The sequence below is a fragment of the Planomicrobium okeanokoites genome (assembly GCF_003428875.1).
In the GTDB taxonomy this organism is placed as follows: Bacteria; Bacillota; Bacilli; order Bacillales_A; family Planococcaceae; genus Planococcus; species Planococcus okeanokoites.
The window spans coordinates 34078-59356 of record NZ_QQRS01000005.1 but is presented as its reverse complement, the minus strand read 5'-3'; the positions used below and the strand labels follow the sequence as shown (position 1 = coordinate 59356).

Below are 25279 nucleotides of genomic sequence, written 5' to 3'. Positions count from 1 at the left end.
TGAATAAGGATTTTTTGGAATATATTTTTTAAGGGGGAGTACCAATGGAGCCATTGCTCATTGCAAACTGGATTTTGTTCCTGGCTGTGACGATATACGCGGTTTACCTATTCGTTTATTTGCTGAAGTCACGCTATGACTATATCCAATTGGGGAAAAAAGTGGAGTTTGAGGACAATTTCAACGAACGTGTCCGCAAAGTCATGGTCAATGTATTTGGTCAAAAGAAATTATTGAAGGATAAGAAAAGTGGAGCAATTCACGTCATGTTCTTCTACGGATTCCTATTAGTTCAGGCAAGTGCTATCGATTTTATTATCAAAGGCTTATCGCCAGGATCACATTTACCGTTGGGCCCGCTATACCCAGCATTTACGTTTTTCCAGGAGATTGTGACTTTGACAATTCTGGTTGCCGTCGTGTGGGCGTTCTACAGACGTTATATTGAAAAATTGGTTCGCTTGAAACGCGGCTGGAAATCCGGTCTTGTGCTGATTTTCATCGGCGGTTTGATGGTTACAGTCCTAGTCGGCAATGGCGCCGGAATGGTTTGGCAAGATCACCCGACAGCTTGGACCGAGCCTGTAGCATCTGTATTCGCTATGGTTTTCGCAGGCCTTCCTGAAACAGCTGCTGCAACGATCTTCTATATTATGTGGTGGGCACATCTATTGTTCCTGCTAACATTCCTTGTTTATGTACCACAATCAAAACACGCTCACTTGATCTTCGGACCAGTCAACACCTGGTTCCACCGCGTTGATCACGTCGGCCGCTTGAAGCCGATCAACTTTGAAGAGATGGAAGAAGCGGATGAAGATGATCCTGACGCCATGCCTTCATTCGGTGTCGGAAAGATCACAGACTTCAACCAGGGGCAGATGATCGACTTCTACGCATGTGTGGAATGTGGTCGATGCACGAATATGTGTCCAGCAACAGGTACAGGGAAAATGCTGTCGCCGATGGACCTGATTACAAAACTTCGTGATAATTTGACGAACACGGGTGCAGTGATGACCCAGAAAAAACCTTGGGTGCCGGCAATGGCATTCAGCAACACGCAAGGAAACCAGCTGGCAATGGCTGCTGGTGCTGAAGGCGTAAACATCGATGATCTTTACAGCCCAAGCCTTATCGGAGACGTTATCACAGAAGAAGAAATCTGGGCATGTACAACTTGCCGTAACTGTGAAGACCAATGTCCGGTTATGAACGAGCACGTCGACAAAATCATCGACCTTCGCCGTTACCTTGTCATGACTGAAGGGAAAATGGATAAAGACGCTCAGCGCGCGATGACAAACATCGAGAAGCAGGGTAATCCATGGGGCCTTAACCGTAAAGATAAAGAAAACTGGAGAGATGCGCGTGAAGACGTTCATATCCCGACTGTAAAAGAAATGAACAAAGCCGGCGAAGAATTCGAATTCCTGTTCTGGGTTGGTTCAATGGGTTCATTCGACAGCCGTTCTCAAAAAATTGCGTTGTCATTCGCCCGTCTGATGAATCAAGCAGGAGTGAAATTCGCGATTCTTGGCAATAAAGAAAAGAACTCCGGAGATACACCGCGTCGTCTCGGCAACGAATTCCTGTTCCAGGAACTTGCGACAGCGAACATCAAAGAGTTCGAGAAAGCGGACATCAAGAAAATCGTTACAATCGATCCGCACGCATTCAACATCTTCAAAAACGAATACCCTGATTTCGGCTTCCAGGCTGAAGTCTACCACCATACCGAAATGCTGTTTGAACTATTGCAGCAAGGCAAGCTGAAACCGCAATACCCGGTACATGAAAAAATCACGTTCCATGATTCCTGCTACCTTGGCCGTTACAACGATGTATATGACGCACCGCGTGAGATCCTGAAATCGATCGAAGGCGTCGAACTGGTTGAAATGGTCCGTAACCGCCAGGACGGGATGTGCTGTGGCGCCGGCGGCGGATTGATGTGGATGGAAGAAGACGCTGGACACCGCGTCAACGTTGCCCGCACCGAACAGGCACTCGAAGTGAATCCTACAATGATTTCTTCCGGCTGTCCGTACTGCCTGACAATGCTGTCAGATGGAACGAAAGCGAAAGAAGTTGAAGAAACAGTAGGCACTTATGACGTGTCCGAACTGCTTGAAATGTCCATCTTCGGCAAAGAAACTGAAATGCCGGAAGAACAGCTTGTTCAATAAAGATTGCTAAAAGCGGAAAAATTCTATAATATGAAAGACAAGAGGAGGGAGTGTAAAAGCTCCCTTTTTTCACGAGAACTTGTCGAGCGAGCGTTCAGTCAACCAAAACGCCGGACATCATCCGGCGATTTGGTTTGCGACGAAGCTAGCGAGGCGGAGCAGAGCGATGCAGGAGCAAAGTTTAAATTGGATCGAACTTTAGAAACGGTAACCCTCTGAAGCTAGTGAGGCATTTAAAAATTTATCAGCGATTTTTTTGGGTTTATCAGCGATTTTTAAAGGTTTATCAGCGATTCGGATATTTATCGTCGATTTTCGAAGGTTTATCGTCGATTTTCAGAAGTTTATCGTCGATTTTTCATCATTTATCGTCGGTTTTCAACCGTTTATCGTCGATTCCAGGAAATAAGCCACATCCATTATTTTTTTATTTCAATTGAAAACGTTTACAACATGGGAGGAGAATTTATCATGGCAAAAACAGTTATCATTGATGGTGCAAGAACAGCATTCGGGAAATTCGGAGGCGGGCTGAGCTCGTTGACAGCAAGTGACCTCGGAGCTGCAGCAATCAAGGAAGCGATGAACCGTGCAAATATCCAGCCGGAAGATGTCCAGGAAGTGATCATGGGCAACGTGCTGCAGGCTGGCCAGGGACAGATCCCTTCAAGACAAGCCGCTTATAAAGCAGGCATTCCATATAACGTTAAATCAGAAACTATCAATAAAGTGTGTGCATCAGGTCTTCGTTCAGTAACGATGGCTGATCAGATCATCCGCCTTGGTGACGAAGAAGTGATCGTTGCGGGCGGAATGGAATCCATGTCGAACGCGCCTTATTATTTGCCGAAAGCGCGCTGGGGCTTACGCATGGGCGATGCGCAAATGATTGACGGCATGGTTCATGACGGGTTGTCGTGTTCATTCCATCCGGATAAAGTCCACATGGGCACATACGGAAACTCGACGGCAGAAGAGCACGGTTTGACGCGTGAAAAACAGGATGAATGGTCTGTCCGTTCACATGAACGCGCAATCAAAGCGAAAGATATGTTCGCTGAAGAAATCACACCGATCGAAGTGAAGCAGCGTAAAGGCGATCCAATTAAAGTGGAAGTCGATGAAGCGCCGCGTGAAGGCACGACAGCAGAATCCTTATCCAAATTAAAACCGGCATTCGGCAAAGACGGCACGATCACTGCGGGAAATGCTCCAGGAATCAATGATGGTGCGGCTGCACTTATCCTGATGAGTGAAGAACGCGCGCAGAAAGATGGCAAAAAGCCACTCGCTTATGTGCTTTCCCACACAGAAGTAGCTGTTGAACCGCATCGTTTCCCGGAAACACCGGGTCTTGTCATCAACGAATTATTGAAGAAGACAGGCAAATCATTGGATGACATCGATTTGTTCGAAATCAACGAAGCATTCGCAGCTGTAGCACTGGCGAGCTCGAAAATCGCTGGATTGGACGCGGAAAAAGTGAACGTCAACGGTGGCTCTGTAGCACTTGGACACCCGATCGGGGCTAGCGGTACACGCATCATCCTGACATTAGCGTATGAGCTGAAACGCCGCGGCGGCGGAATCGGTATCGCAGCAATCTGTTCAGGCGGCGGGCAAGGCGATGCAATCATGATCGAAGTACCTAAGGAGGCAAAATAAGAATGGCAATTCAAAACGTAATGGTGATCGGAGCCGGCCAAATGGGCTCAGGCATCGCGCAAGTCTGCGCACAGGCAGGATTTAATGTGAAACTGAATGATATGAAGCAGGAAGCGTATGATCGCGGAATCGCGAATATCACGAAGAACCTTTCCCGCAATGTGGAAAAGGGCCGTATGACAGAAGATGAAAAATCAGCAACTCTTGGCCGCATCAAGTCTTCGCTTGATTTGAAAGATGCACATGACGTCGATATCGTCATCGAAGCGGCTGTTGAAAATATGGAAATCAAACACAGCATATTCAAGACACTTGATGAAGTGGCGCCGAAACATGCGATTCTGGCGACAAACACTTCTTCACTTCCGATTACGGAAATTGCTGCCGTGACGAACCGTCCGGAGCAGGTGATCGGTATGCATTTCATGAACCCAGTGCCTGTCATGAAGCTGGTTGAAATCATCCGTGGCCTCGCAACAACTGACGAAGTTTATAAAACAATCGAAGAAATGACATTGAAACTATCGAAAACACCGGTGGAATGCAATGATTTCCCAGGCTTCGTGTCCAACCGCATCCTGATGCCGATGATCAATGAAGCCGTGTTTACGCTTCAAGAAGGTGTGGCAACGAAAGAAGCGATCGACAGCATCATGAAAATGGGCATGAACCATCCGATGGGGCCGCTTGAGCTGGCTGATTTCATCGGACTCGATACTTGCCTCTACATTATGGAAGTTCTTCATGAAGGCTTTGGCGACAGCAAGTACCGCCCGAGCCCATTACTGCGCCAGTACGTGAAAGCCGGTTGGCTTGGCAAGAAAACAGGACGCGGATTCTACGAATACAATTAACCGGGGGGGAACCCGCAATGGATTTACACTTCACAGACGAACAAATTATGATGCGCAATATGGTGCGTGATTTTGCAAAAGAAGAAATTACACCTTTTATCGAAAAGATGGAAGAAGGCGAATTTCCTCGTGAAATTATAAAAAAAATGGCCGAACTTGGCCTGATGGGCATTACAGCTCCTGAAAAATACGGCGGCTCGGAAATGGACTTCACTTCCTATATCACTGCTATCCATGAATTATCGAAAGCAAGCGGCGTCATCGGCGTCATTCTTTCCGTCCATACTTCGGTCGGAACAAATCCGATTCTGCATTTCGGGACGGAAGAGCAGATTGCTAAATATGTGCCGAAACTTGCCAGCGGCGAGTATCTTGGCGCATTCTGCCTGACGGAGCCGGCTGCCGGTTCCGACGCAGGAAGCTTGAAGACAAGAGCTGTCCGTGACGGCGACGATTATGTATTGAACGGTTCAAAAGTGTTCATTACGAATGGCGGCGAGGCGGATACCTATATCGTCTTCGCGTCAACAAAACCCGAAGCCGGTTCACGCGGCATCTCCGCGTTTATTGTAGAAAAAGATTATCCTGGCCTCATCATCGGCAAGGACGAAAAGAAAATGGGCATGCACGGTTCGCGGACTGTACAGCTTACGTTCGACAATATGCGTGTCCCGGCTGAAAACTTGTTGGGCCAGGAAAATAAAGGCTTCAGCATCGCCATGGCCAACTTGAATGTCGGCCGCATCGGCATCGCCGCTCAAGCACTGGGTATTGCAGAAGCTGCTTATGAGTATTCAGTTGCCTATGCCAAAGAGCGTGAGCAATTCGGCAAGCCGATCGCCCAGCAGCAAGGCATTGCGTTCAAGCTTGCTGATATGGCGACACAAGTCGAAGCTGCGAAACTGCTCGTCTACAATGCTGCCAGCCTTTATTCCGAAGGCAAGGATTGCAATAAAGAGGCGTCGATGGCGAAGTTGTTCGCATCGAAAGCTGCCATGGATGTTGCGATCGAAGCAATCCAGGTTTACGGCGGCTACGGCTACACAGAAGATTATCCGGTAGAGCGTTTGTTCCGCGACGCCAAAGTGACGGAAATCTATGAAGGCACAAGTGAAATTCAACGAATCGTTATCAGCAAGCAACTATTAAAATAGCAGGGGGAAAATGACAATGAATTTTAAATTAAGCGAAGAACATGAAATGATCCGTAAAATGGTACGCGATTTTGCAAACAAAGAAGTGGCGCCGACAGCAGAAGAGCGCGACGAAGAAGAACGCTTTGACCGCGAACTATTCGACAAGATGGCTGAACTTGGTTTGACAGGGATTCCGTGGCCTGAAGAATACGGCGGAATCGGATCCGACTATTTGGCGTACTGCATCGCGGTTGAAGAATTGTCGCGCGTTTGCGCATCTACAGGCGTAACGCTTTCTGCACATACTTCACTGGCGGGATGGCCGGTATACACATTCGGAACGGAAGAACAGAAGCAGAAATATCTTCGTCCGATGGCGGAAGGGTCGAAAATCGGCGCTTACGGCTTGACTGAACCGGCTTCAGGATCTGACGCAGGCGGCATGAAAACAAACGCCAAAGAAGACGGCGACCACTGGATCCTTAACGGTTCTAAAATCTTCATCACAAATGGCGGCATCGCGGATATCTATATCGTGTTCGCAGTGACGGACCCGACTTCTAAACATAAAGGGACGACTGCGTTCATCGTAGAAAAAGACTTCGAAGGATTCTCTGTCGGCAAGAAAGAGAAGAAGCTCGGCATCCGTTCAAGCCCTACAACTGAAATCATTTTCGATAACTGCCGTGTGCCAAAAGAAAACGTACTTGGTGAACTTGGCCAAGGATTCAAAATCGCAATGCAGACGCTTGACGGCGGACGCAACGGCATCGCTGCGCAGGCAGTCGGAATCGCACAAGGCGCTATGGACGCTGCAATCGATTATGCGAAAGAGCGCGAGCAATTCGGCAAGCCGATCGCTGCAAACCAAGGGATTTCATTCAAGTTGGCGGATATGGCGACTTCAATCGAAGCTTCACGCTTATTGACTTACCAGGCTGCTTGGCTTGAGTCGAATAAATACTCTTACAGCAAAGAATCAGCTATGGCTAAATTGATGGCCGGCGATACAGCGATGAAAGTCACTGTTGAAGCGGTGCAAGTATTCGGCGGCTACGGCTACACGAAAGATTATCCGGTTGAACGCTTCATGCGCGACGCGAAAATCACTCAAATCTATGAAGGCACACAGGAAATCCAGCGTCTGGTCATTTCCCGTATGGTCACTAAATAATCGGAGGCAGGCCTATGAATGAAAAGCGTGCAATACAGTCTTCCGTGAAAGATGAAACCCTGATCGAAAAGCGCCGAGCGCAGATGATCCGCGGCGCTGTCACGCTTTTTAAAGAAAAGGGCTTTCACCGCACGACTACCAGAGAAATCGCCAAAGCAGCGGGCTTCAGCATCGGCACTTTATATGAATACATCCGGACAAAAGAAGATGTGCTCTATTTGGTCTGTGACTCGATTTATGATGAAGTGCATTCACGCCTGGCGACGATTGACATGGAAAACGGTTCATTGGAAGTGCTGATTACGGCACTTGAACATTATTATGGGCTGATCGACGATATGCAGGATGAATTCGTCGTCATGTACCAGGAGTCGAAGTCATTGCCAAAGGACGCGCTTCAATACGTGCTGAAAAAGGAAACGGAAATGGTTTCCCTTTTCGAGCGCTTATTGACCGAGTGCGCAGAACGCGGGCAAGTGGATCTGACACCAAAGGAAATCGTTTTGGCGTCCCATCATTTATTCGTCCAAGGCCAGATGTGGGCATTCCGCCGCTGGGCCTTGCGCGATTTCACCATCCAGGAATTCATCGCAATGCAAACGAAGTTCCTTCTGCAGGGGATGGCAGGAGAAAAAATCTCGATATCAGGGGGCTAAACATACATGGCTACAATCCAGGAAACAAAAACGTACCAGCCGAAAAACCATATCCGTTTTGTTACGGCTTCAGCGTTGTTCGACGGACACGACGCATCAATCAACATCATGCGCCGTATCCTCCAGTCGAGCGGCGTGGAAGTAATCCACCTCGGACATAACCGTTCGGTTGAAGAAGTGGTGAACGCGGCAATTCAGGAAGATGTGCAAGGAATCGCGATTTCGTCCTATCAGGGCGGACACGTCGAATATTTCAAATATATGTACGATCTATTGCAGGAAAAAGGCGCTCCGCATATCCGCATTTACGGCGGAGGAGGCGGTGTTATCCTTCCGCGCGAAATCATGGAGCTTCACGAATACGGCATAGCCCGCATCTTCTCGCCGGAAGACGGCCGCAAAAAAGGCCTTCAGGGAATGATCACGGAAATCGTGGAAGAATGTGATTTTTCGACGGTCAAAGAGGACCTTTCTGTCGAAAACCTGTCACCGGAAAATCCGGTTACTGTCGCGAACTTGATTACTGCCGCTGAAGAAGCGCATACACGAGGCGGCGATACAAGCGAATTGATGGATGCAGTGAAAAACCAGTCTAAAAATACACCTGTCCTGGGCATTACCGGAACGGGTGGAGCAGGGAAAAGTTCTTTGACGGATGAATTGATCCGCCGTTTCCTTACTGAACTGCCGGGTAAAAACATTGCAATCCTTTCAATCGACCCGACTAAACAAAAGACAGGCGGAGCCTTGCTTGGTGACCGGATCCGCATGAACGCCATCTTCAATAAACGCGTTTTCATGAGAAGTCTGGCAACCCGCGGCTCACGCACAGAATTGTCCGCAGCTTTGGGAGACGTGCTTGACGTCATCAAAGCGGCCGGTTTCGACCTGATTGTCGTGGAAACCAGCGGTATCGGACAAGGGGATGCTGAAATCGCCAACTTCTCGGACGTTTCAATGTACGTCATGACTAGTGAATTCGGAGCACCTTCTCAGTTGGAAAAAATTGACATGATTGACTACGCAGATTTGATTGTCATCAATAAATTCGAGCGTAAAGGCTCTGAAGATGCGTTGCGCCAGGTTCAAAAGCAGTTCCAGCGCAGCCACATGCGTTTTGATGATGAATTGGACAAAATGCCGGTATATGGCACGATCGCCAGCCAGTTCAATGATAAAGGGACAAACTCTTTGTTCGCAGCTTTGGTTGCGACCGTCAATGAAAAATGCGGCACCGACTGGGAAACGGATTATGAAAAATTCGCGAAAACCCAAAAAGAGAATCTCATCATTCCGAATGACCGCCGCTATTACTTGCGTGAGTTGACGGATACTGTCCGCGGCTACCATGCCAAGTCCAAAGAGCAGGCAGGATTCGCCCGCCGCCTCTTCCAATTGGAAGGCGCCATCGACGAAGTGAAGAAGAAATCACCGGACGATGCTCTGGTCAACTCACTCCAATCTCTTGCTGATGGCATTCGCGATGAGCTGACGAATGAATCAAAACGCATTCTTGAAAACTGGTCAGCATTGAAAGAAGCCTATACAGGCGACGAATTCGTGACCACTGTCCGCGACAAGGAAATCCGTACGATTTTGCGCACGGAAAGCTTGTCCGGCCTGAAGATTCCAAGAGTCGTATTGCCGAAATTCGTCGATTACGGAGAAATCCTCAGCTGGGTTTACGCTGAAAACGTACCGGGTTCATTCCCTTATACGGCTGGCGTATTCCCGTTCAAACGCGCTGGAGAAGATCCGAAACGCCAATTCGCAGGTGAAGGGACGCCGGAACGCACGAACCGCCGCTTCCATTACCTGTCGAAAGACGACGACGCAAAACGTCTGTCCACGGCATTCGACTCCGTAACACTTTACGGGGAAGATCCGGACCACCGTCCCGACATTTACGGTAAAGTCGGCGAGTCGGGTGTATCCATCTGTACGCTGGACGATATGAAAAAATTGTATGACGGCTTCGATCTCTGTGCACCGTCCACTTCCGTTTCCATGACAATCAACGGGCCGGCACCGATCATCCTTGCGATGTTCATGAATACGGCAATCGATCAGCAAGTCAAGAAACGTGAAGAAGAACTCGGCCGCACATTGACAGTCGAAGAATTCACCGAAGTACGTGAAGGAACACTGCAAGTGGTCCGCGGAACGGTTCAGGCGGATATCCTGAAAGAAGACCAAGGACAGAACACATGCATCTTCTCGACTGAATTCGCATTGCGTATGATGGGCGATATCCAGCAATACTTCATCGACCATAAAGTGCGCAATTATTATTCTGTATCGATTTCGGGCTATCACATCGCGGAAGCGGGCGCAAACCCGATTTCACAATTGGCCTTCACGCTGTCGAACGGCTTCACTTATGTGGAATATTATTTGAGCCGCGGCATGAACATCGATGACTTCGCACCGAACTTGTCGTTCTTCTTCTCGAACGGCCTGGATCCGGAATACACGGTTATCGGACGTGTCGCAAGACGCATCTGGGCTATCGTTATGCGCGATAAATATGGCGCCAATGAACGCAGCCAGAAACTGAAATACCACGTTCAGACTTCAGGCCGCAGCCTGCACGCACAGGAAATCGACTTCAACGATATCCGCACGACGCTTCAGGCATTGATGGCGCTGCAGGACAATACGAACTCGCTTCATACCAACGCTTACGATGAAGCCATCACGACTCCGACTGAGGAATCTGTGCGCCGCGCAATGGCGATCCAGATGATCATCACGAAAGAGCATGGCTTGTCGAAAAACGAAAATCCGCTGCAGGGGGCATTTATTGTCGAAGAATTGACGCAGCTGGTGGAAGAAGCTGTATTGCAGGAATTCGACCGTATCAACGACCGCGGCGGCGTACTTGGCGCTATGGAAACACAGTATCAGCGCGGCAAGATCCAGGAAGAATCGATGCATTACGAAATGAAGAAACACACAGGCGAATTGCCGATTATCGGAGTCAATACCTACCTGAACCCGAATCCGCAATCGGACGACGACATCAACGCGATGGAAATCGCCCGCGCCACAAAAGAAGAAAAAGAAACGCAAATCACCAATTTGCGTGCCTTCCAGGAGCGCAACGATTCGGACGAAGCGCTTGACCGCTTGAAACACGTCGTGAAAACTGGCGGCAACATCTTTGAAGAGTTGATGGAAACTGTAAAAGTGGCAAGTCTTGGCCAAATTACGACTGCATTATACGAAGTCGGCGGCCAATATCGCCGGAATATGTAAAATTTCATGTGAGAACCCGTTTGCATTCTTTGCAGGCGGGTTTTTCATGATTGGATTCGCTGAGTTTTGGAAGTTATGCGCGATTAAGTAGATATATGGTCGATTAAAAAAATTTGCGTGCGTTCAGCAAAAATCTGCATGGAGCTGACTTTGCTGGAAACGATAGCATCTGTTCAGCCTATTGATCACATTCAGCTATTCGATATATTCAGGAAACTCAGTTATAATAGAAGAAATTGCACGCGGGCTATAAAGGATGATTGACTATGCCGAAGTACGTAAATTATTTGATAATCATTGTCTGCATCATATTGATCGTTTTCCTGTACAATAGAGCACTGGGCTCCGTTCCATTGATCATCCTGTCGCTGTACCTGTTTTATTATGGGTGGAAGGAATTGGGGAAAAGAAAAAACAAGTCACGGTAGCGGACTGAAGAGACTTTGTATATAATGAATTAAGTTAAGAGAGAAGAAGGGACGTGCGGTAATTGAAATTACGTGAATTATCCAAAGAAGAACTAATCGAAGAGTCGTTTGTAGACTTAACATACGCATTATTGGCTGAAACCCATGAAACAAAAACATATCCTGAAATCGTCGAGGACATTGAGAACTTGCTGGGCCTTTCAAAAGAAGACATGAAAGCGCGTCTTGTGCAATTCTATACGGACATGAACATTGATGGACGTTTCCTCATCCTCGGGGAAAACCGTTGGGGCCTTCGTGAATGGTATCCGGTGGAACAGATTGAAGAAGAATCTGCGCCGACTGTCAAAGCACGCAAGAAGAAAGCGAAAGTTGCGGACGATGAAGAATTCGAAGACATGGATCTTGAAATGGAAGATGAACTCGACTTCGATGACTTTGACGACGAAGATGAAGAAGACGATGAAGACGTAACGCCTAAACTCGGCGACGAAGTGGAAGTGATCGATTTCGATGCGGAAACGGACGAAGACGAGGATGAAGAGGATGTTGACGTACTGGTCGAAGACATCGATGGCAACATAATTGATGATGAAGACGAAGAAGATGAAGAAGAAGACGAAGAGTTGAAGTAATCAGAACATTTTTTTACCTTGACTTTAACCGTAGGACTGGATAAGATTTTACTGGGCTCCTTAAAAACAGGAGAAATGATTTGTACAGTTTATGCGCTCCCTCTGCACTTAGCAGGAGGGGCGCTTTTTATTTTTTCCCGGGTTATAGTTTAATAATAAAATACTTCAACAAGTCGCTTCGGCGCTTAGGACAGTGCGAAGATTATGCTCCTGCGCATTGCTCGTCGCAAAGGAGGGCCATCTTCGTATGGCACTCCTTAGCTCCCGCAATAAGCCGAGAAGACCACTCGTCTTATTGCTCCGCTCAGTCCATAGGCGCGCCGGCGCTAGAAGGAACTCTAGAGATATGGAGCAAAACAGCAATCACTCCCAGGGGAACAGAATCGCAGTTGGCTTTCCAACTGTGTTTCAAGCGAAGCTGTTTTGCGGAATATCTCGCTTATTAAAGCTTTTTCTCACAAAGCACGTCTTCAAAAATCGAGGAGGAAACAAGCATGACAAAGTATATTTTCGTAACCGGCGGCGTAGTATCATCGCTTGGTAAAGGGATCACAGCAGCTTCACTTGGGCGTTTATTGAAAAACAGAGGATTGAACGTCACAATCCAGAAATTCGATCCATACATCAACATTGACCCGGGTACGATGAGCCCGTACCAGCACGGAGAAGTTTTCGTAACCGATGACGGCGCGGAAACGGATTTGGACTTGGGCCATTACGAGCGTTTCATCGATATCAACCTGAACAAATATTCGAATGTGACAACGGGGAAAGTCTATTCGACGGTCATTCAAAAAGAGCGCCGCGGCGATTATCTTGGCGGAACGGTCCAAGTCATCCCGCACATCACCAACGAAATCAAAGATCGTCTTTTGCGTGCAGCGAAAACGGCGAAAGCGGATGTTGTCATCACAGAAATCGGCGGAACAGTAGGGGATATCGAGTCCTTGCCATTCCTGGAAGCGATTCGCCAGATGAAATCCGACCTGGGCCGCGAAGAAGTCATGTACATCCACTGTACGCTGATTCCGTACCTCGGTGCAGCAAAAGAAATGAAAACAAAACCGACTCAGCACAGCGTCAAGGAATTGCGCAGTTTAGGTATCCAGCCAAACCTGATCGTCGTCCGTACGGAGCATCCGGTACCGCAGGATATGAAAGATAAAATTGCGTTATTCTGTGACATTAAAGCGGAAGAAGTCATCGAGTCGCGTGATGTTGATGTGATCTATGAAATGCCGCTTCGTTTGCAGGAGCAGCACATGGACCAGATCGTTCTGGATCACTTCGGCATCGAAGCGCCAGAAGCGGACATGACGGAATGGACAGGGCTTGTGGAAAAAGTGAAATCACTGAAGAACACAGTACGCATCGGTCTAGTCGGTAAATACGTCGAGTTGCAGGATGCTTACATTTCAGTAGTGGAATCCTTGAAACACGCAGGTTTTGCTTTCGATTCGGATATTGAAGTGGACTGGATCAACGCAGAACACGTCAACGCCGAAAACGTTGAAGAGAAATTGAGCAATTGCGACGGCATCCTGGTTCCTGGTGGATTCGGGGATCGCGGTGTTGAAGGGAAAATCGTCGCTACGAAATATGCCCGTGAGAACAAAGTGCCGTTCTTCGGCATTTGCTTGGGCATGCAGCTGGCATCCGTTGAATTCGCGCGCAATTTGATGGGAATGGAAGATGCCCATTCATCCGAATTGAACCCGAAGACTTCTTATCCGGTCATCGATTTATTGCCGGAGCAAAAAGACATCGAAGATCTGGGCGGCACGCTGCGTCTCGGACTTCAGCCTGCGAAATTGAAAGAAGGTTCGAAAGCGCATGAAGCGTACGGCGAAAGTTTAGTATACGAACGCCATCGTCACCGCTACGAATTCAATAACGAATTCCGTGAACAGTTCGAAGCAGCCGGCTTCATCTTCTCTGGAACTAGCCCGGATGGCCGACTGGTTGAAATCATTGAAGTCGCTGACCATCCATGGTTCGTGGCTTGCCAATTCCACCCGGAATTCATCTCGCGTCCGAACCGGCCGCAGCCGTTGTTCCGTGAATTTGTCAGAGCTTCAATCGACAATAAATAATAAAACAAAGGCCATCCCGGCAATTTCAATCGGGATGGCCTTTCTATTTAATAGTTTTCTTCATCCAGCATCTCGCCCATCATCAACTTGATGTTGTAGTAGGCGTATAAAGCGGCCAGTGCATGGGGAATGACAGTGCGGCCACCTGCAGAAATACCTTCGTCGATGCCGAGCGACAGGAATACTTCCGGAAGATCCGTGCTATGGGATTCTGCCGATATCATGGCAAATGGGATGGCGGCATCGGATAATCTGCCTGCCAGTTCATCCCCTTCATCTTTTTTTGCTAAAATGAAGACACGGTCGGCGCTTGTTAGAATGCTGTCCGGTTTCCATTCGCTTGCCGAAAGCAGCGGCTCCGTACTTTCAAGTGCGGCAGCGGCCACAGCTTTCATTTCACCGAAGGCAGCTATGAAAATGGTTCCTTCACCAATGGCAGCCTGTGCAAGAAGGCGGGCAATTTCTTCGAGTGTCGGTTCGTGGACAGCGATGCGCTCGAGTATTTCGGATAATTGTGCAGACAATATTTTCAATTCTCTCACCTCAAGCAAAAGTATAGCAGAAGCAGGGCTTGAAAAATGCTGAAGGCAGAATGTAGGAGGAATCTTATTGAAAACGATTTTGATTGTGGACGATCAGCCGGGTATACGGATGTTATTGCAAGAAGTATTTTCGAAAGAAGGATTTGAGACCGTATCGGCCGGCAACGGGCGTGAGGCGTTGGACATTTTCGAAAAGATGCGTCCTGAGCTGGTCCTGCTGGATATGAAAATCCCGGGAATGGATGGCATTGAAATCCTGAAACACATGAAAAAGGAATGTGATGGCGTCCAAGTCGTCATGATGACCGCCTATGGTGAATTGAATCTGATTGAAGAAGCAAAGACCTGGGGAGCGGTGCGCCATTTCACAAAACCGTTTGATGTATTTGAATTGCGCGAGACTGTAAAGAAATTGTTAGAGGACTGATACACTAGGAAGTGGCGGATAGATACAGATTTTGTTATGATAGGGAAGGTATTTGCTTTATTTAGCCGCTGAGGAGGAAGTTTGTCATGGCATTGGTTTCAATGAAAGAAATGATGATAAAAGGTAAAGAAGAAGGATATGCAATCGGTCAGTTCAACTTGAACAACCTGGAGTTCACTCAGGCGATCCTTCAAGCTGCACAAGAGGAGAATTCTCCGGTCATTTGTGGAGTATCAGAAGGTGCAGCCCGTTATATGGGTGGATTCACAACAGTTGTGAACATGGTGAAAGGCCTAATGCATGATTATAAGATCACAGTGCCAGTGGCAATCCACTTGGACCATGGTTCGAGCTTTGAAAAATGCAAGGAAGCAATCGATGCTGGTTTCACCTCAGTAATGATCGACGCGTCCCACCATCCTTTCGAAGAAAACATCGAGATAACAAAACAAGTTGTCGAGTATGCACATAAACATAATGTATCTGTGGAAGCGGAACTTGGCACAGTCGGCGGACAGGAAGACGATATCATCGCTGACGGCGTCATTTATGCCGATCCTCAGGAATGTAAGCAATTGGTTGAGAAGACTGGAATCGATTGCCTGGCTCCTGCCCTTGGTTCAGTACACGGACCATATAAAGGTGAGCCGAATCTTGGATTCAAAGAGATGGAAGAAATTTCACAGCTTTGCGATCTTCCGCTTGTCCTGCACGGCGGTACTGGAATCCCTGTAAAGGATATTCAGCGTTCTGTATCGCTTGGAACAGCGAAGATCAACGTAAATACAGAAAGCCAGATCGCTTCAGCGAAAGCGGTCCGTGAAGTTCTGGACAACGATAAAGTCGTATACGATCCACGTAAATACATGGGCCCGGCACGCGAAGCCATCAAAAATACTGTAATCGGTAAAATGCGTGAATTCGGAAGCTCAGGCAAAGCGTAATCAGACAGAATGCAAATAGATGGAAGAGAGAAGAAGCGACAAAAGGCGCCTTCTCTTTTTTCCGTACTACAGGAGGAAAAAAATATGAAATTTTTTATTGATACTGCAAACTTTGACGAAATTAAAGAAGCACATTCGTGGGGCATCCTATCGGGTGTTACAACAAACCCATCGCTGGTGGCAAAAGAGAAAAACGTTTCTTTCCACGATCGCTTGAAAGAAATCGCTGAATTGGTTGATGGTTCAATCAGCGGCGAAGTTATTGCTCTTGATGCTGAAGGCATGATCAAAGAAGGCCGTGAACTGGCTGCACTTGCACCAAACATCACAGTTAAATTGCCAATGACTCCAGACGGTTTGAAAGCATGTGCCGTTCTTGCGGGCGAAGGCAAAAAAGTCAACGTTACATTGATCTTCAGCGCAAACCAGGCTTTGCTTGCGGCACGTGCGGGAGCAGCGTATGTATCGCCTTTCCTTGGCCGTCTTGACGACATTGGCCATAACGGCATGGATCTGATTGCGACGATTGCAGAAATTTTTGCGATCCACGATATTAATTCTGAAATTATTGCGGCTTCAATCCGCCATCCTCAACACGTGACAGATGCGGCATTGAACGGCGCCCACATTGGTACAATGCCGATTAAAGTAATGGAGCAAATGTTCAAGCACCCATTGACGGATAAAGGAATCGAAGCATTTTTGGCTGACTGGGAAAAACGGACTGAAAAATAATATAATTAGGAAACCGAGTCCGGAATGTTTAAGGCAAACTGGGCCAATCGGACTTTCATGGTATTCAGGAAAAGCGTCAGCTGGCGCACCGGATAGCCATGAAAGTGGGATAAAGGAGAATACTGATGGACGTTTATAAAATTACAGGCGGAAAACGCCTGTCTGGGACGATAAAAGTCAATGGAGCAAAAAACAGCGCGGTGGCATTGATCCCCGCATCGATTTTGGCGAATTCACCTGTTCAGATTGAAGGTTTGCCTGGCATTTCTGATGTATGGACATTAAAGAATATTTTGGAAGAGATCGGCGGCGAAGTCAGCTTTGAAGATGGCACGATGAGCATCGACCCGACCAACATGATCGACATGCCGCTGCCGAATGGCAATGTCAAAAAATTACGGGCTTCCTACTATATGATGGGAGCAATGCTCGGGCGTTTCAAACACGCGGCCATCGGTTTGCCTGGCGGCTGTTTCCTGGGACCACGTCCTATCGATCAGCACATCAAGGGCTTCGAAGCGCTGGGTGCTAAAGTGACGAACGAACACGGTGCCATCTACCTGCGCGCTGATGAACTTCGCGGAGCTAAAATCTATCTGGATGTCGTTTCAGTCGGCGCGACCATCAATATTATGCTGGCAGCTGTTTTGGCAAAAGGCCAGACGACAATCGAGAATGCGGCAAAAGAACCTGAAATCATCGATGTTGCCACCCTGTTGACAAACATGGGCGCGAAGATCAAAGGTGCCGGAACAAATGTAATCCGCATCGACGGTGTTGAAGAATTGCATGGCACAAACCATACAATCATTCCTGACCGCATCGAAGCAGGCACATTCATGATTCTTGCAGCTGCAGCTGGTGATGGCATCACGATTGACAACGTCATTCCTTTCCATATGGAAGCATTGACAGCCAAATTGCGTGAAATGGGTGTCGATGTACAGGAAGGCGAAGAATCGATCCATATTCCTAAACCTGAGAAATTGCAGGCGATTGACGTGAAAACACTTGTTTATCCAGGATTTGCGACGGATCTTCAGCAACCGTTCTCAGTGCTGATGACACAGGCTGAAGGTTCATCGATGATCACCGATACAATCTATTCTGCAAGATTCAAGCATATCGACGAATTGCGCCGCATGAATGCAAGCGGAAGAGTCGAAGGCAGAGCGGCCATCATCACTGGCCCGACACCATTGACTTCCGCAACAGTTGTGGCTTCCGATCTTCGCGCAGGCGCAGCTTTGGTGATTGCCGGCTTGCTCGCAGAAGGCGAAACGGAAATCCGCGAAATCTATCATATCGAGCGCGGGTATGCTGAAATCATTGAAAAATTGCGTGGCTTGGGTGCTGACATCCGCAGAGAGACAATCGACCCGGTAACAAGTTCGAGGTCAGACCTTAGCTCAGACGCCAATTAACTCGGGTTTGGCTTAACAATATATGTTACAATCATAGGGACATATATATACTTTGGTTATATTTAAATCTTTATTTTTTGAATGAGTTGGTATTAATGAATATCGATTTAAAAGATTTATTTTAATCAACTATCAAAGTTAGCCGAACAGGAGGAACGATGAATATGGAACGCAGTTTATCAATGGAATTAGTGCGTGTAACAGAAGCGGCAGCAATCGCTTCCGCGAAATGGATGGGCCGCGGCCTCAAAAACGAAGCGGACGATGCGGCAACGACTGCCATGCGGACAGTATTCGATACCATTCCCATGCAGGGAGTCGTCGTAATTGGCGAAGGCGAGATGGATGAAGCACCGATGCTTTATATCGGTGAAGAACTTGGGACTGGCAACGGTCCGGAAGTGGACGTTGCAGTCGATCCGCTTGAAGGAACGAATATTGTAGCGGCAGGCGGCTGGAATGCACTTGCCGTGTTGGCGATTGCCGACCGCGGCAATCTGCTCAACGCACCCGATATGTACATGGATAAAATTGCTGTCGGCCCTGAATCAGTGGGGAAAATTGATATCAATGCCCCGATCATCGACAATCTTCGTGCTGTGGCAAAAGCCAAGAACAAGGATATCGAAGACGTGGTGGCGACAGTCCTGAACCGTGAACGCCACGCTGAAATCATCCAACAGATCCGTGATGCGGGTGCCCGCATCAAACTCATCAATGATGGGGATGTGGCTGGCGCCATCAACACAGCTTTTGATGAAACAGGCGTCGATATTCTATTCGGCTCAGGCGGAGCTCCTGAAGGCGTAATCGCTGCTGTGGGCTTGAAATGCCTTGGCGGTGAGCTTCAAGGAAGGCTTATGCCGCAAAACGATGAAGAGAGAAAACGATGCATCGATATGGGCATCGATGTAGACAAGGTCCTTATGATGGACGACCTTGTAAAAGGTGACGACGCAATTTTTGCAGCTACCGGTGTCACTGATGGTGAATTATTGCGCGGAATCCAGTTAAAGGGCGGCTTTGCAGAAAGCCACACACTGGTCATGCGCGCGAAGTCAGGCACGGTACGCTTTGTGGAAGGGCGCCACAGTCTGAAGAAAAAACCGAATCTCGTGATGAACGATTAATGAATGAACTTCAAAATGGGTCCGGCTTAAAAGCCGGGCTCCTTCTTTAAAATCTTCCAATTGTTAACCTCAATTTTTATTTCCTAAAAAAATCAGAATAAGAGTGGTGTCCTCATACATGTCAACGATTACAATTTCCGCATTGGAAAATATGACCTTAAAAGAACTTTACAATTTAGCGAAAGAATACAAGCTCGTCAATTACAGTAAGCTCACGAAAAAAGAGCTGATTTTTGCAATCCTGAAAACCCGTGCTGAACAGGAAGGCTTCTTCTTCATGGAAGGCGTCCTTGAAATTATTCAATCCGAAGGGTTCGGGTTCCTCCGTCCGATCAATTATTCACCGAGCTCACAGGATATCTACATTTCAGCATCGCAAATCCGCCGCTTTGATTTGCGGAACGGAGACAAAGTGTCAGGCAAAGTGCGTCCGCCAAAAGAAAATGAACGGTATTTCGGTTTGCTTCAGGTAGAAGCGGTGAACGGGGAAGATCCGGAAGTAGCGAAAGAACGGGTCCATTTCCCGGGATTGACACCATTATATCCAGATCGCCACATCCGTCTTGAAACCAGCCATGACCATCTTTCGACACGCATCATGGATTTGGTGTCGCCTGTAGGATTTGGTCAGCGCGGACTGATTGTTGCACCCCCGAAAGCCGGCAAGACAATGTTGTTGAAAGAAATTGCGAATTCGATCACGACGAATCATCCCGAGGCTGAGCTCATTGTCCTGCTTATTGATGAGCGTCCTGAAGAAGTGACTGATATCGAACGTTCAGTCAATGCGGACGTCGTATCTTCAACTTTTGATGAGATCCCAGAAAACCATGTTAAAGTGGCCGAACTTGTTCTTGAGCGCGCGATGCGCCTGGTAGAGCATAAGCGGGATGTTGTCATTTTGATGGATTCGATTACACGCCTTGCCCGTGCTTATAATCTGGTGATCCCGCCGAGTGGACGTACACTTTCCGGTGGTATTGACCCAGCGGCTTTCCATCGTCCGAAAAGGTTTTTCGGAGCTGCCCGCAATATTGAAGAAGGCGGCAGCTTGACGATATTGGCGACAGCACTGGTGGAAACAGGTTCACGCATGGATGAAGTGATCTATGAAGAATTTAAAGGAACAGGCAATATGGAGCTTCATTTGGACAGAAGCCTGGCAGAGCGCCGCATATTCCCGGCACTCGACATTCGCCGTTCTGGAACGCGGAAGGAAGAATTGTTGATTGGCAAAGAAGAACTTGATAAACTATGGAAAATCCGTAAAACATTCTCGGATACCCACGATTTTGCGGAACGTTTCCTGAAAAAATTAAACCAGACACAAACCAATGAAGACTTTTTCGCGCAATTGACAGCAGAAATGAAAGCTCATCGCGCATCAAAAAAGACGATTTAATTTCTTGCAATAGAGATTAAATCTTGTTAAGATAGTATCAATGAGTCAAAAGCAAAGCTATTGCATATACGGCCTAAAGAGCCGTGTAAGGCAATAGTAAAATAGATTAAACTCTGTTCCGGATGGTTCAGGGCGAGAGGAGAAAAACACATGAAAACAGGAATTCACCCAGAATACAAACAAGCTACAGTAACTTGCTCTTGCGGTAACTCTTTCACTACAGGATCTGTAAAAGAAGATATTAACGTAGAGCTTTGCTCGGAATGTCATCCATTCTACACTGGACGTCAAAAATTCGCAGCAGCTGATGGCCGCGTTGACCGTTTCAACAAAAAATACGGTCTTAAAGAAGAAAACCCGAACTCTGAAGAGTAAGAGTGTAAAAAAATACCTGCCTTGCGCGAAATCGCCGGGCAGGATTTTTTTTTGCTTTTTTATCGATGAATCCATATACATAATTACAAGAAAATGCGGTAATGCATGCCGGAATTAGGTATTATTAATACTATATAAATTAACAAAATTATTTACACTGCTTCAGTGATTTTAAAAAATATAAAGAAAACTAACCAACTATCCAAGTGTTTGAAAGGGGTCCCTAAAATGTATGTAATGAAACAGACAGGCTGGGTCGAATTGATTTGTGGAAGCATGTTTTCCGGAAAATCGGAAGAACTGATCCGCCGTGTAAGACGCTCGCAATTCGCCAAACAGAAAATCGCAGTATTCAAACCGAAAATCGACGATCGCTACAGTGAAGAAGCGGTCGTATCCCATAACGGCACGACAGTGATTGCGCTGCCAATCTCGCATTCCGAAGAAATGTGGGAATACATTACAGACGAATTCGATGTAATCGCAATCGACGAAGCACAATTCTTCGACGACGGCATCATCGAGAACGTACAAAAACTTGCCAACCACGGATTTCGTGTGATTGTTGCCGGGTTGGACCAGGACTTCAGAGGGCTGCCATTCGGCCCGATGCCGTCTTTACTGGCGATTGCTGAACAAGTAACAAAATTACAGGCTGTCTGCACAGTATGCGGTTCACCCGCTAGCCGTACACAGCGTTTAATCGACGGCAAACCGGCCGGGTCTGATGATCCAACCATACTGGTTGGCGCATCAGAAGCATACGAACCAAGATGCCGCCACCACCACGAAGTACCGACAGGCGTTACCGTTTCTGAATGAAAGTGATACTGTATATAACATAAATAAGTAGAACATAGAATCTATAGTAACCGATATTCCGCAAAACAGCTCCGAAGACATTAGCCGACGCGTGCGAGGCTATGTCTTTGCGACGAAGCTAGCGTAGCGATGCAGGAGCAAGATTATTTACCTCTGCACCCTGGGAGTCTTCGCTGTTTTGCTCCATATCTCTAGAGATTTTTCTAGCGCCGCCGCGGCTATGGAGCAGGCGAATGCCGACCGGGCAGAAGACGAGTGCTCTTTTCGGCTTATTGCGGGAGGCTTGTCCTAAGCGTCGAAGCGGTATTTAAGTATTTTAATATTTTAACTTATATAATAGAAGAAAACCAAAATAGTAACAGGAAATTGAGGTGACGGCGATGTTTGATCGCTTGCAAGCTGTTGAAGATCGATACGACCGTTTGAATGAATTATTAAGTGACCCGGAAATTGTTAGCGACACCAATAAGCTTCGTGAATATTCGAAAGAGCAGTCAGATTTGCAGGAAACGGTGGAAGCATACCGTGAATACAAGGATTTGAAAGCACAATTGGCTGACGCCAAAGCGATGTTCGACGACAAGATGGATGCTGAAATGCGGGAAATGGTCAAAGAAGAAGTTAATGAATTGGAAGAGAAAGTGGAAGCGATTGAAGAGCGTCTCCATATTTTATTGATACCAAAAGACCCGAACGACGATAAAAACGTTATCATGGAAGTCCGCGGAGCAGCCGGTGGAGACGAAGCCGCACTGTTTGCCGGCGACCTTTACCGCATGTACAGCCGCTTTGCCGAGTCGAAAGGCTGGAAAGTGACCATAATGGATTCGTCTGCTACCGGACTTGGCGGTTTCAAGGAAATCGTGTTCATGATTTCCGGAAAAGGTGCATATTCCAAGATGAAATTCGAAAACGGTGCTCACCGAGTGCAGCGTGTTCCGGAAACGGAATCAGGCGGACGCATCCATACTTCGACGGCGACAGTAGCCTGTCTGCCGGAAGTGGAAGAAGTGGAAGTCGAAATCCATGACAACGATATTCGCGTGGATACCTATGCGTCTTCAGGTGCCGGCGGACAATCGGTCAACACGACGATGTCAGCGGTGCGTCTGACACACATTCCGACGAATACGGTCGTGACGTGTCAGGATGAAAAATCGCAGATCAAGAACAAAGCGAGTGCCATGAAGGTTTTGCGCGCGCGTGTCTATGATAAATTCCAGCAGGAAGCGCAAGCTGAATATGACGCAGTGCGTAAATCCGCTGTTGGAACCGGCGACCGTTCTGAACGGATCCGCACGTATAATTACCCGCAGAACCGCGTAACAGATCATCGCATCGGTTTGACAATCCAGAAACTGGACCAGATTCTTCAAGGTAAAATGGACGAATTGATCGATGCATTGATCGTTGAAGAGCAGTCTGCACGAATGGAAAGCTTGAACAATGCATAAACCGCATAAAATTTTTGAGGCCCTTAACCGGGCTTCTTCTTATTTATTGGATAATGGGCGGGAAGAAGCCGCAGCGGGTATATTGCTCCAGCACACGCTTGAGCTCAGCCGTGCCGGCCTGTTGGCTTCGCTGCGCGATGAAATGGATGATGACAGCTTCGTAAAATTTTGGGATCTTATTGAACGGCATGCCAACGGGACACCTGTGCAGCACCTGACAGGATATGAAATGTTCTATGGGCGAAAATTCCTCGTGAATTCTGATGTGCTGATTCCCCGTCCTGAAACTGAAGAATTGGTCGAAGAAGCATTGGAACTGATTCAGAAGCACATTCCTGAACCTTCCCCGACGATTGCCGACATCGGCACCGGAAGCGGAATCATTGCCATTACAATGAAACAGGAAATGCCTTCTTCAAAAGTTACGGCTACTGATATTTCGCAAAAGGCGTTGGATACCGCCCAGAAGAATGCAGTTGAGCTTGGAGCGGATATCGAATTTAAGCTAGGTGATCTGCTGGCACCATTAGCAGGGCGGAAGTCGGACGTTATCTTGTCAAATCCGCCGTATATCGCCTACTCTGAAGCCGAAGCCATGTCCGACAGTGTGAAGGATTTCGAGCCTCACTCTGCTTTATTCGCGGAGCAGGAAGGTCTCGCACTCTATCAGCATATGATGGAAGATTTGCCTGAACGGCTGAATAAACCCGGGGTTATCGGTCTCGAAATCGGACATTTGCAGGGAGAAGCTGTGGAAAACATGCTGAAAAAGGCTTTTCCACAGGCAAAAATCTATTGTAAAAAAGATATCAACAAAAATGACCGGATGGTTTTCTGTATTAATACCTGACTTGTGCACAATTTGGGTATAATAATGATATGGTTATACACAATTTGTGGATTAAGTAGCAGAAACCTGAGGGAATGGGAGTTGCTGAAATGAGTACAGAAGTAATTCTTGTGGATAAACATGTGAATAAAGAAACAAATTATGCACAAGCTGTGGATATCATCCGTCAGGGCGGGATTGTAGCGTTTCCGACCGAGACAGTTTACGGGCTTGGAGCAGACGCTACCAACGCGGAAGCGGTCAGCAAAATATTTGAGGCCAAGGGGCGTCCGGCTGACAATCCATTGATAGTGCATGTCGATTCCAAAGAGACAGCCGTTACTTATGTGGATGAAGTTTCAGAAAAGGCTTTGAAGTTGATGGATGCGTTTTGGCCAGGGGCTTTGACCCTCATCATGAAATCGAAGCCGCATATTTTCGCGCGGAATGTGACCGCTGATCTTGAAACAGTCGGAATCCGTGTGCCGAACCATCCAGTGGCATTGAATCTATTGAAGCGGCTGCAGTTGCCGGTCGCAGCGCCGAGTGCAAATACCAGCGGCAAGCCGAGCCCGACGCTTGCTGAACATGTTTATCACGATATGGAAAATAAAATACCGTTGATTCTGGACGGCGGGCCGACAAAAATAGGCATTGAATCGACAGTGCTGGACATGACCAGCGAACCTCCAGTGATTCTCCGGCCTGGAAATGTAACGAAAGCACAGATTGAAAGCGTCATCGGAACGATCAGGTTATCCGCTGAACTTCATGGCAATGCACCAAAATCGCCGGGTATGAAGTACGCGCACTATGCGCCGGATGCACCTGTTTATCTGATTGAAGATGACAGCAAATTAATCCATAAAGCGATTGAACACGTGCAGGGCAAAGGTAAGAAAATTGCTGTTCTCAGCAGCACCGAATACCCGGAAGCCGATTTTCATTTTCCGTTGAGTCCGGAGACTTTATACAGCAGTTTGCGCAAATGTGATATGACCGACGCGGATCTGATATTAGCCGGGGTGCCGGCTGAGCGGAATGACAGTGATTTCATGATGAACCGCCTGGAAAAAGCAGCAGATCATAAATGGTTCAGTTGAAAAT

22 protein-coding genes are annotated in these 25279 nt (G+C 47.5%); 21 read left to right on the top strand and 1 reads right to left on the bottom strand.

Going from position 1 to position 25279, the window contains the following annotated elements:
• Positions 1-44: 44 nt before the first annotated feature.
• The 10 genes from D2910_RS12210 (at position 45) to D2910_RS12170 (ending at position 14088) form a co-directional block, all read left to right on the top strand.
• The gene (locus D2910_RS12210; protein WP_117313682.1) at positions 45-2189 is read left to right on the top strand and encodes a (Fe-S)-binding protein; all 2145 of its coding nucleotides are present in this window, start codon (positions 45-47) and stop codon (positions 2187-2189) included.
• A gap of 471 nt (positions 2190-2660) precedes the next feature.
• Positions 2661-3854 (top strand): acetyl-CoA C-acetyltransferase, encoded by a 1194-nt coding sequence (locus D2910_RS12205; protein WP_117313681.1) that lies wholly within the window; start codon positions 2661-2663, stop codon positions 3852-3854.
• Positions 3855-3856: 2 nt separating this feature from the next.
• Complete coding sequence (locus D2910_RS12200; RefSeq protein WP_101801414.1) at positions 3857-4708, top strand: 3-hydroxybutyryl-CoA dehydrogenase; 852 nt, start codon at positions 3857-3859, stop codon at positions 4706-4708.
• 17 nt (positions 4709-4725) lie between these two features.
• A complete protein-coding gene (locus tag D2910_RS12195; RefSeq protein ID WP_117313680.1) occupies positions 4726-5862 on the top strand; it encodes an acyl-CoA dehydrogenase in 1137 nt (378 codons plus the stop codon).
• A 16-nt stretch (positions 5863-5878) separates the two neighbouring features.
• Entirely contained in the window at positions 5879-7018 is a 1140-nt protein-coding gene (locus tag D2910_RS12190; RefSeq protein ID WP_117313679.1) for an acyl-CoA dehydrogenase, read from the top strand.
• 14 nt (positions 7019-7032) lie between these two features.
• On the top strand, positions 7033-7674 hold the full coding sequence (locus tag D2910_RS12185) for a TetR/AcrR family transcriptional regulator (RefSeq protein ID WP_084244210.1): 642 nt from the start codon (positions 7033-7035) through the stop codon (positions 7672-7674).
• A 6-nt stretch (positions 7675-7680) separates the two neighbouring features.
• Positions 7681-10932 carry a fused isobutyryl-CoA mutase/GTPase IcmF gene (gene icmF / locus D2910_RS12180; RefSeq protein ID WP_117313678.1) on the top strand — a complete coding sequence of 1084 codons (3252 nt, stop codon included), beginning with the start codon at positions 7681-7683 and terminating at the stop codon, positions 10930-10932.
• A 266-nt stretch (positions 10933-11198) separates the two neighbouring features.
• On the top strand, positions 11199-11360 hold the full coding sequence (locus D2910_RS16940; protein ID WP_165850182.1) for a hypothetical protein: 162 nt from the start codon (positions 11199-11201) through the stop codon (positions 11358-11360).
• A gap of 62 nt (positions 11361-11422) precedes the next feature.
• Positions 11423-11995, top strand: a complete 573-nt coding sequence (rpoE, locus tag D2910_RS12175) for a DNA-directed RNA polymerase subunit delta (RefSeq protein WP_084244214.1) — start codon at positions 11423-11425, stop codon at positions 11993-11995.
• A gap of 494 nt (positions 11996-12489) precedes the next feature.
• The gene (locus D2910_RS12170) at positions 12490-14088 is read left to right on the top strand and encodes a CTP synthase (RefSeq protein WP_117313677.1); all 1599 of its coding nucleotides are present in this window, start codon (positions 12490-12492) and stop codon (positions 14086-14088) included.
• A gap of 47 nt (positions 14089-14135) precedes the next feature.
• On the opposite strand, the gene D2910_RS12165 is transcribed toward D2910_RS12170, so the two are convergent.
• Complete coding sequence (locus D2910_RS12165) at positions 14136-14621, bottom strand: DUF2529 family protein (RefSeq protein WP_084244218.1); 486 nt, start codon at positions 14619-14621, stop codon at positions 14136-14138.
• 70 nt (positions 14622-14691) lie between these two features.
• Here D2910_RS12165 and D2910_RS12160 point away from each other — a divergent pair, with 70 nt between their 5' ends.
• The 11 genes from D2910_RS12160 (at position 14692) to D2910_RS12110 (ending at position 25275) form a co-directional block, all read left to right on the top strand.
• Positions 14692-15057 carry a response regulator gene (locus D2910_RS12160; RefSeq protein ID WP_117313676.1) on the top strand — a complete coding sequence of 122 codons (366 nt, stop codon included), beginning with the start codon at positions 14692-14694 and terminating at the stop codon, positions 15055-15057.
• Positions 15058-15143: 86 nt separating this feature from the next.
• On the top strand, positions 15144-16001 hold the full coding sequence (locus D2910_RS12155; protein WP_084244220.1) for a class II fructose-bisphosphate aldolase: 858 nt from the start codon (positions 15144-15146) through the stop codon (positions 15999-16001).
• 84 nt (positions 16002-16085) lie between these two features.
• Positions 16086-16736 carry a fructose-6-phosphate aldolase gene (fsa, locus tag D2910_RS12150; RefSeq protein ID WP_117313675.1) on the top strand — a complete coding sequence of 217 codons (651 nt, stop codon included), beginning with the start codon at positions 16086-16088 and terminating at the stop codon, positions 16734-16736.
• Positions 16737-16861: 125 nt separating this feature from the next.
• Positions 16862-18160 (top strand): UDP-N-acetylglucosamine 1-carboxyvinyltransferase, encoded by a 1299-nt coding sequence (locus D2910_RS12145; protein ID WP_084244224.1) that lies wholly within the window; start codon positions 16862-16864, stop codon positions 18158-18160.
• Positions 18161-18324: 164 nt separating this feature from the next.
• A complete protein-coding gene (gene glpX, locus D2910_RS12140) occupies positions 18325-19290 on the top strand; it encodes a class II fructose-bisphosphatase (RefSeq protein ID WP_101801424.1) in 966 nt (321 codons plus the stop codon).
• Between the two features lie 118 nt (positions 19291-19408).
• Positions 19409-20692, top strand: coding sequence for a transcription termination factor Rho (gene rho / locus D2910_RS12135; RefSeq protein WP_084244228.1), 1284 nt, complete (start codon positions 19409-19411; stop codon positions 20690-20692).
• Positions 20693-20842: 150 nt separating this feature from the next.
• Positions 20843-21067, top strand: coding sequence for a 50S ribosomal protein L31 (gene rpmE, locus D2910_RS12130; RefSeq protein ID WP_101801425.1), 225 nt, complete (start codon positions 20843-20845; stop codon positions 21065-21067).
• 228 nt (positions 21068-21295) lie between these two features.
• Positions 21296-21889 carry a thymidine kinase gene (locus D2910_RS12125; protein WP_117313674.1) on the top strand — a complete coding sequence of 198 codons (594 nt, stop codon included), beginning with the start codon at positions 21296-21298 and terminating at the stop codon, positions 21887-21889.
• A gap of 380 nt (positions 21890-22269) precedes the next feature.
• A complete protein-coding gene (gene prfA / locus D2910_RS12120) occupies positions 22270-23343 on the top strand; it encodes a peptide chain release factor 1 (RefSeq protein ID WP_117313673.1) in 1074 nt (357 codons plus the stop codon).
• Complete coding sequence (prmC, locus tag D2910_RS12115) at positions 23336-24193, top strand: peptide chain release factor N(5)-glutamine methyltransferase (protein ID WP_117313672.1); 858 nt, start codon at positions 23336-23338, stop codon at positions 24191-24193. The genes prfA and prmC overlap by 8 nt, the downstream gene beginning before the upstream one ends.
• Before the next feature lie 89 nt (positions 24194-24282).
• Complete coding sequence (locus D2910_RS12110; RefSeq protein WP_101801427.1) at positions 24283-25275, top strand: L-threonylcarbamoyladenylate synthase; 993 nt, start codon at positions 24283-24285, stop codon at positions 25273-25275.
• Positions 25276-25279: the final 4 nt, after the last annotated feature.

Excerpts from the sequence above, each read along its gene's own strand:
- rpmE (WP_101801425.1), top strand. The coding sequence starts at position 20,843 with ATGAAAACAGGAATTCACCCAGAATACAAACAAGCTACAGTAACTTGC.
- D2910_RS12155 (WP_084244220.1), top strand. The coding sequence starts at position 15,144 with ATGGCATTGGTTTCAATGAAAGAAATGATGATAAAAGGTAAAGAAGAA.
- rho (WP_084244228.1), top strand. The coding sequence starts at position 19,409 with ATGTCAACGATTACAATTTCCGCATTGGAAAATATGACCTTAAAAGAA.
- D2910_RS12205 (WP_117313681.1), top strand. The coding sequence starts at position 2,661 with ATGGCAAAAACAGTTATCATTGATGGTGCAAGAACAGCATTCGGGAAA.
- D2910_RS16940 (WP_165850182.1), top strand. The coding sequence starts at position 11,199 with ATGCCGAAGTACGTAAATTATTTGATAATCATTGTCTGCATCATATTG.
- icmF (WP_117313678.1), top strand. The coding sequence starts at position 7,681 with ATGGCTACAATCCAGGAAACAAAAACGTACCAGCCGAAAAACCATATC.
- D2910_RS12195 (WP_117313680.1), top strand. The coding sequence starts at position 4,726 with ATGGATTTACACTTCACAGACGAACAAATTATGATGCGCAATATGGTG.
- fsa (WP_117313675.1), top strand. The coding sequence starts at position 16,086 with ATGAAATTTTTTATTGATACTGCAAACTTTGACGAAATTAAAGAAGCA.
- D2910_RS12190 (WP_117313679.1), top strand. The coding sequence starts at position 5,879 with ATGAATTTTAAATTAAGCGAAGAACATGAAATGATCCGTAAAATGGTA.
- D2910_RS12125 (WP_117313674.1), top strand. The coding sequence starts at position 21,296 with ATGTATGTAATGAAACAGACAGGCTGGGTCGAATTGATTTGTGGAAGC.
- D2910_RS12145 (WP_084244224.1), top strand. The coding sequence starts at position 16,862 with ATGGACGTTTATAAAATTACAGGCGGAAAACGCCTGTCTGGGACGATA.
- D2910_RS12170 (WP_117313677.1), top strand. The coding sequence starts at position 12,490 with ATGACAAAGTATATTTTCGTAACCGGCGGCGTAGTATCATCGCTTGGT.
- D2910_RS12185 (WP_084244210.1), top strand. The coding sequence starts at position 7,033 with ATGAATGAAAAGCGTGCAATACAGTCTTCCGTGAAAGATGAAACCCTG.
- D2910_RS12210 (WP_117313682.1), top strand. The coding sequence starts at position 45 with ATGGAGCCATTGCTCATTGCAAACTGGATTTTGTTCCTGGCTGTGACG.
- glpX (WP_101801424.1), top strand. The coding sequence starts at position 18,325 with ATGGAACGCAGTTTATCAATGGAATTAGTGCGTGTAACAGAAGCGGCA.
- prmC (WP_117313672.1), top strand. The coding sequence starts at position 23,336 with ATGCATAAACCGCATAAAATTTTTGAGGCCCTTAACCGGGCTTCTTCT.
- D2910_RS12200 (WP_101801414.1), top strand. The coding sequence starts at position 3,857 with ATGGCAATTCAAAACGTAATGGTGATCGGAGCCGGCCAAATGGGCTCA.
- D2910_RS12110 (WP_101801427.1), top strand. The coding sequence starts at position 24,283 with ATGAGTACAGAAGTAATTCTTGTGGATAAACATGTGAATAAAGAAACA.
- prfA (WP_117313673.1), top strand. The coding sequence starts at position 22,270 with ATGTTTGATCGCTTGCAAGCTGTTGAAGATCGATACGACCGTTTGAAT.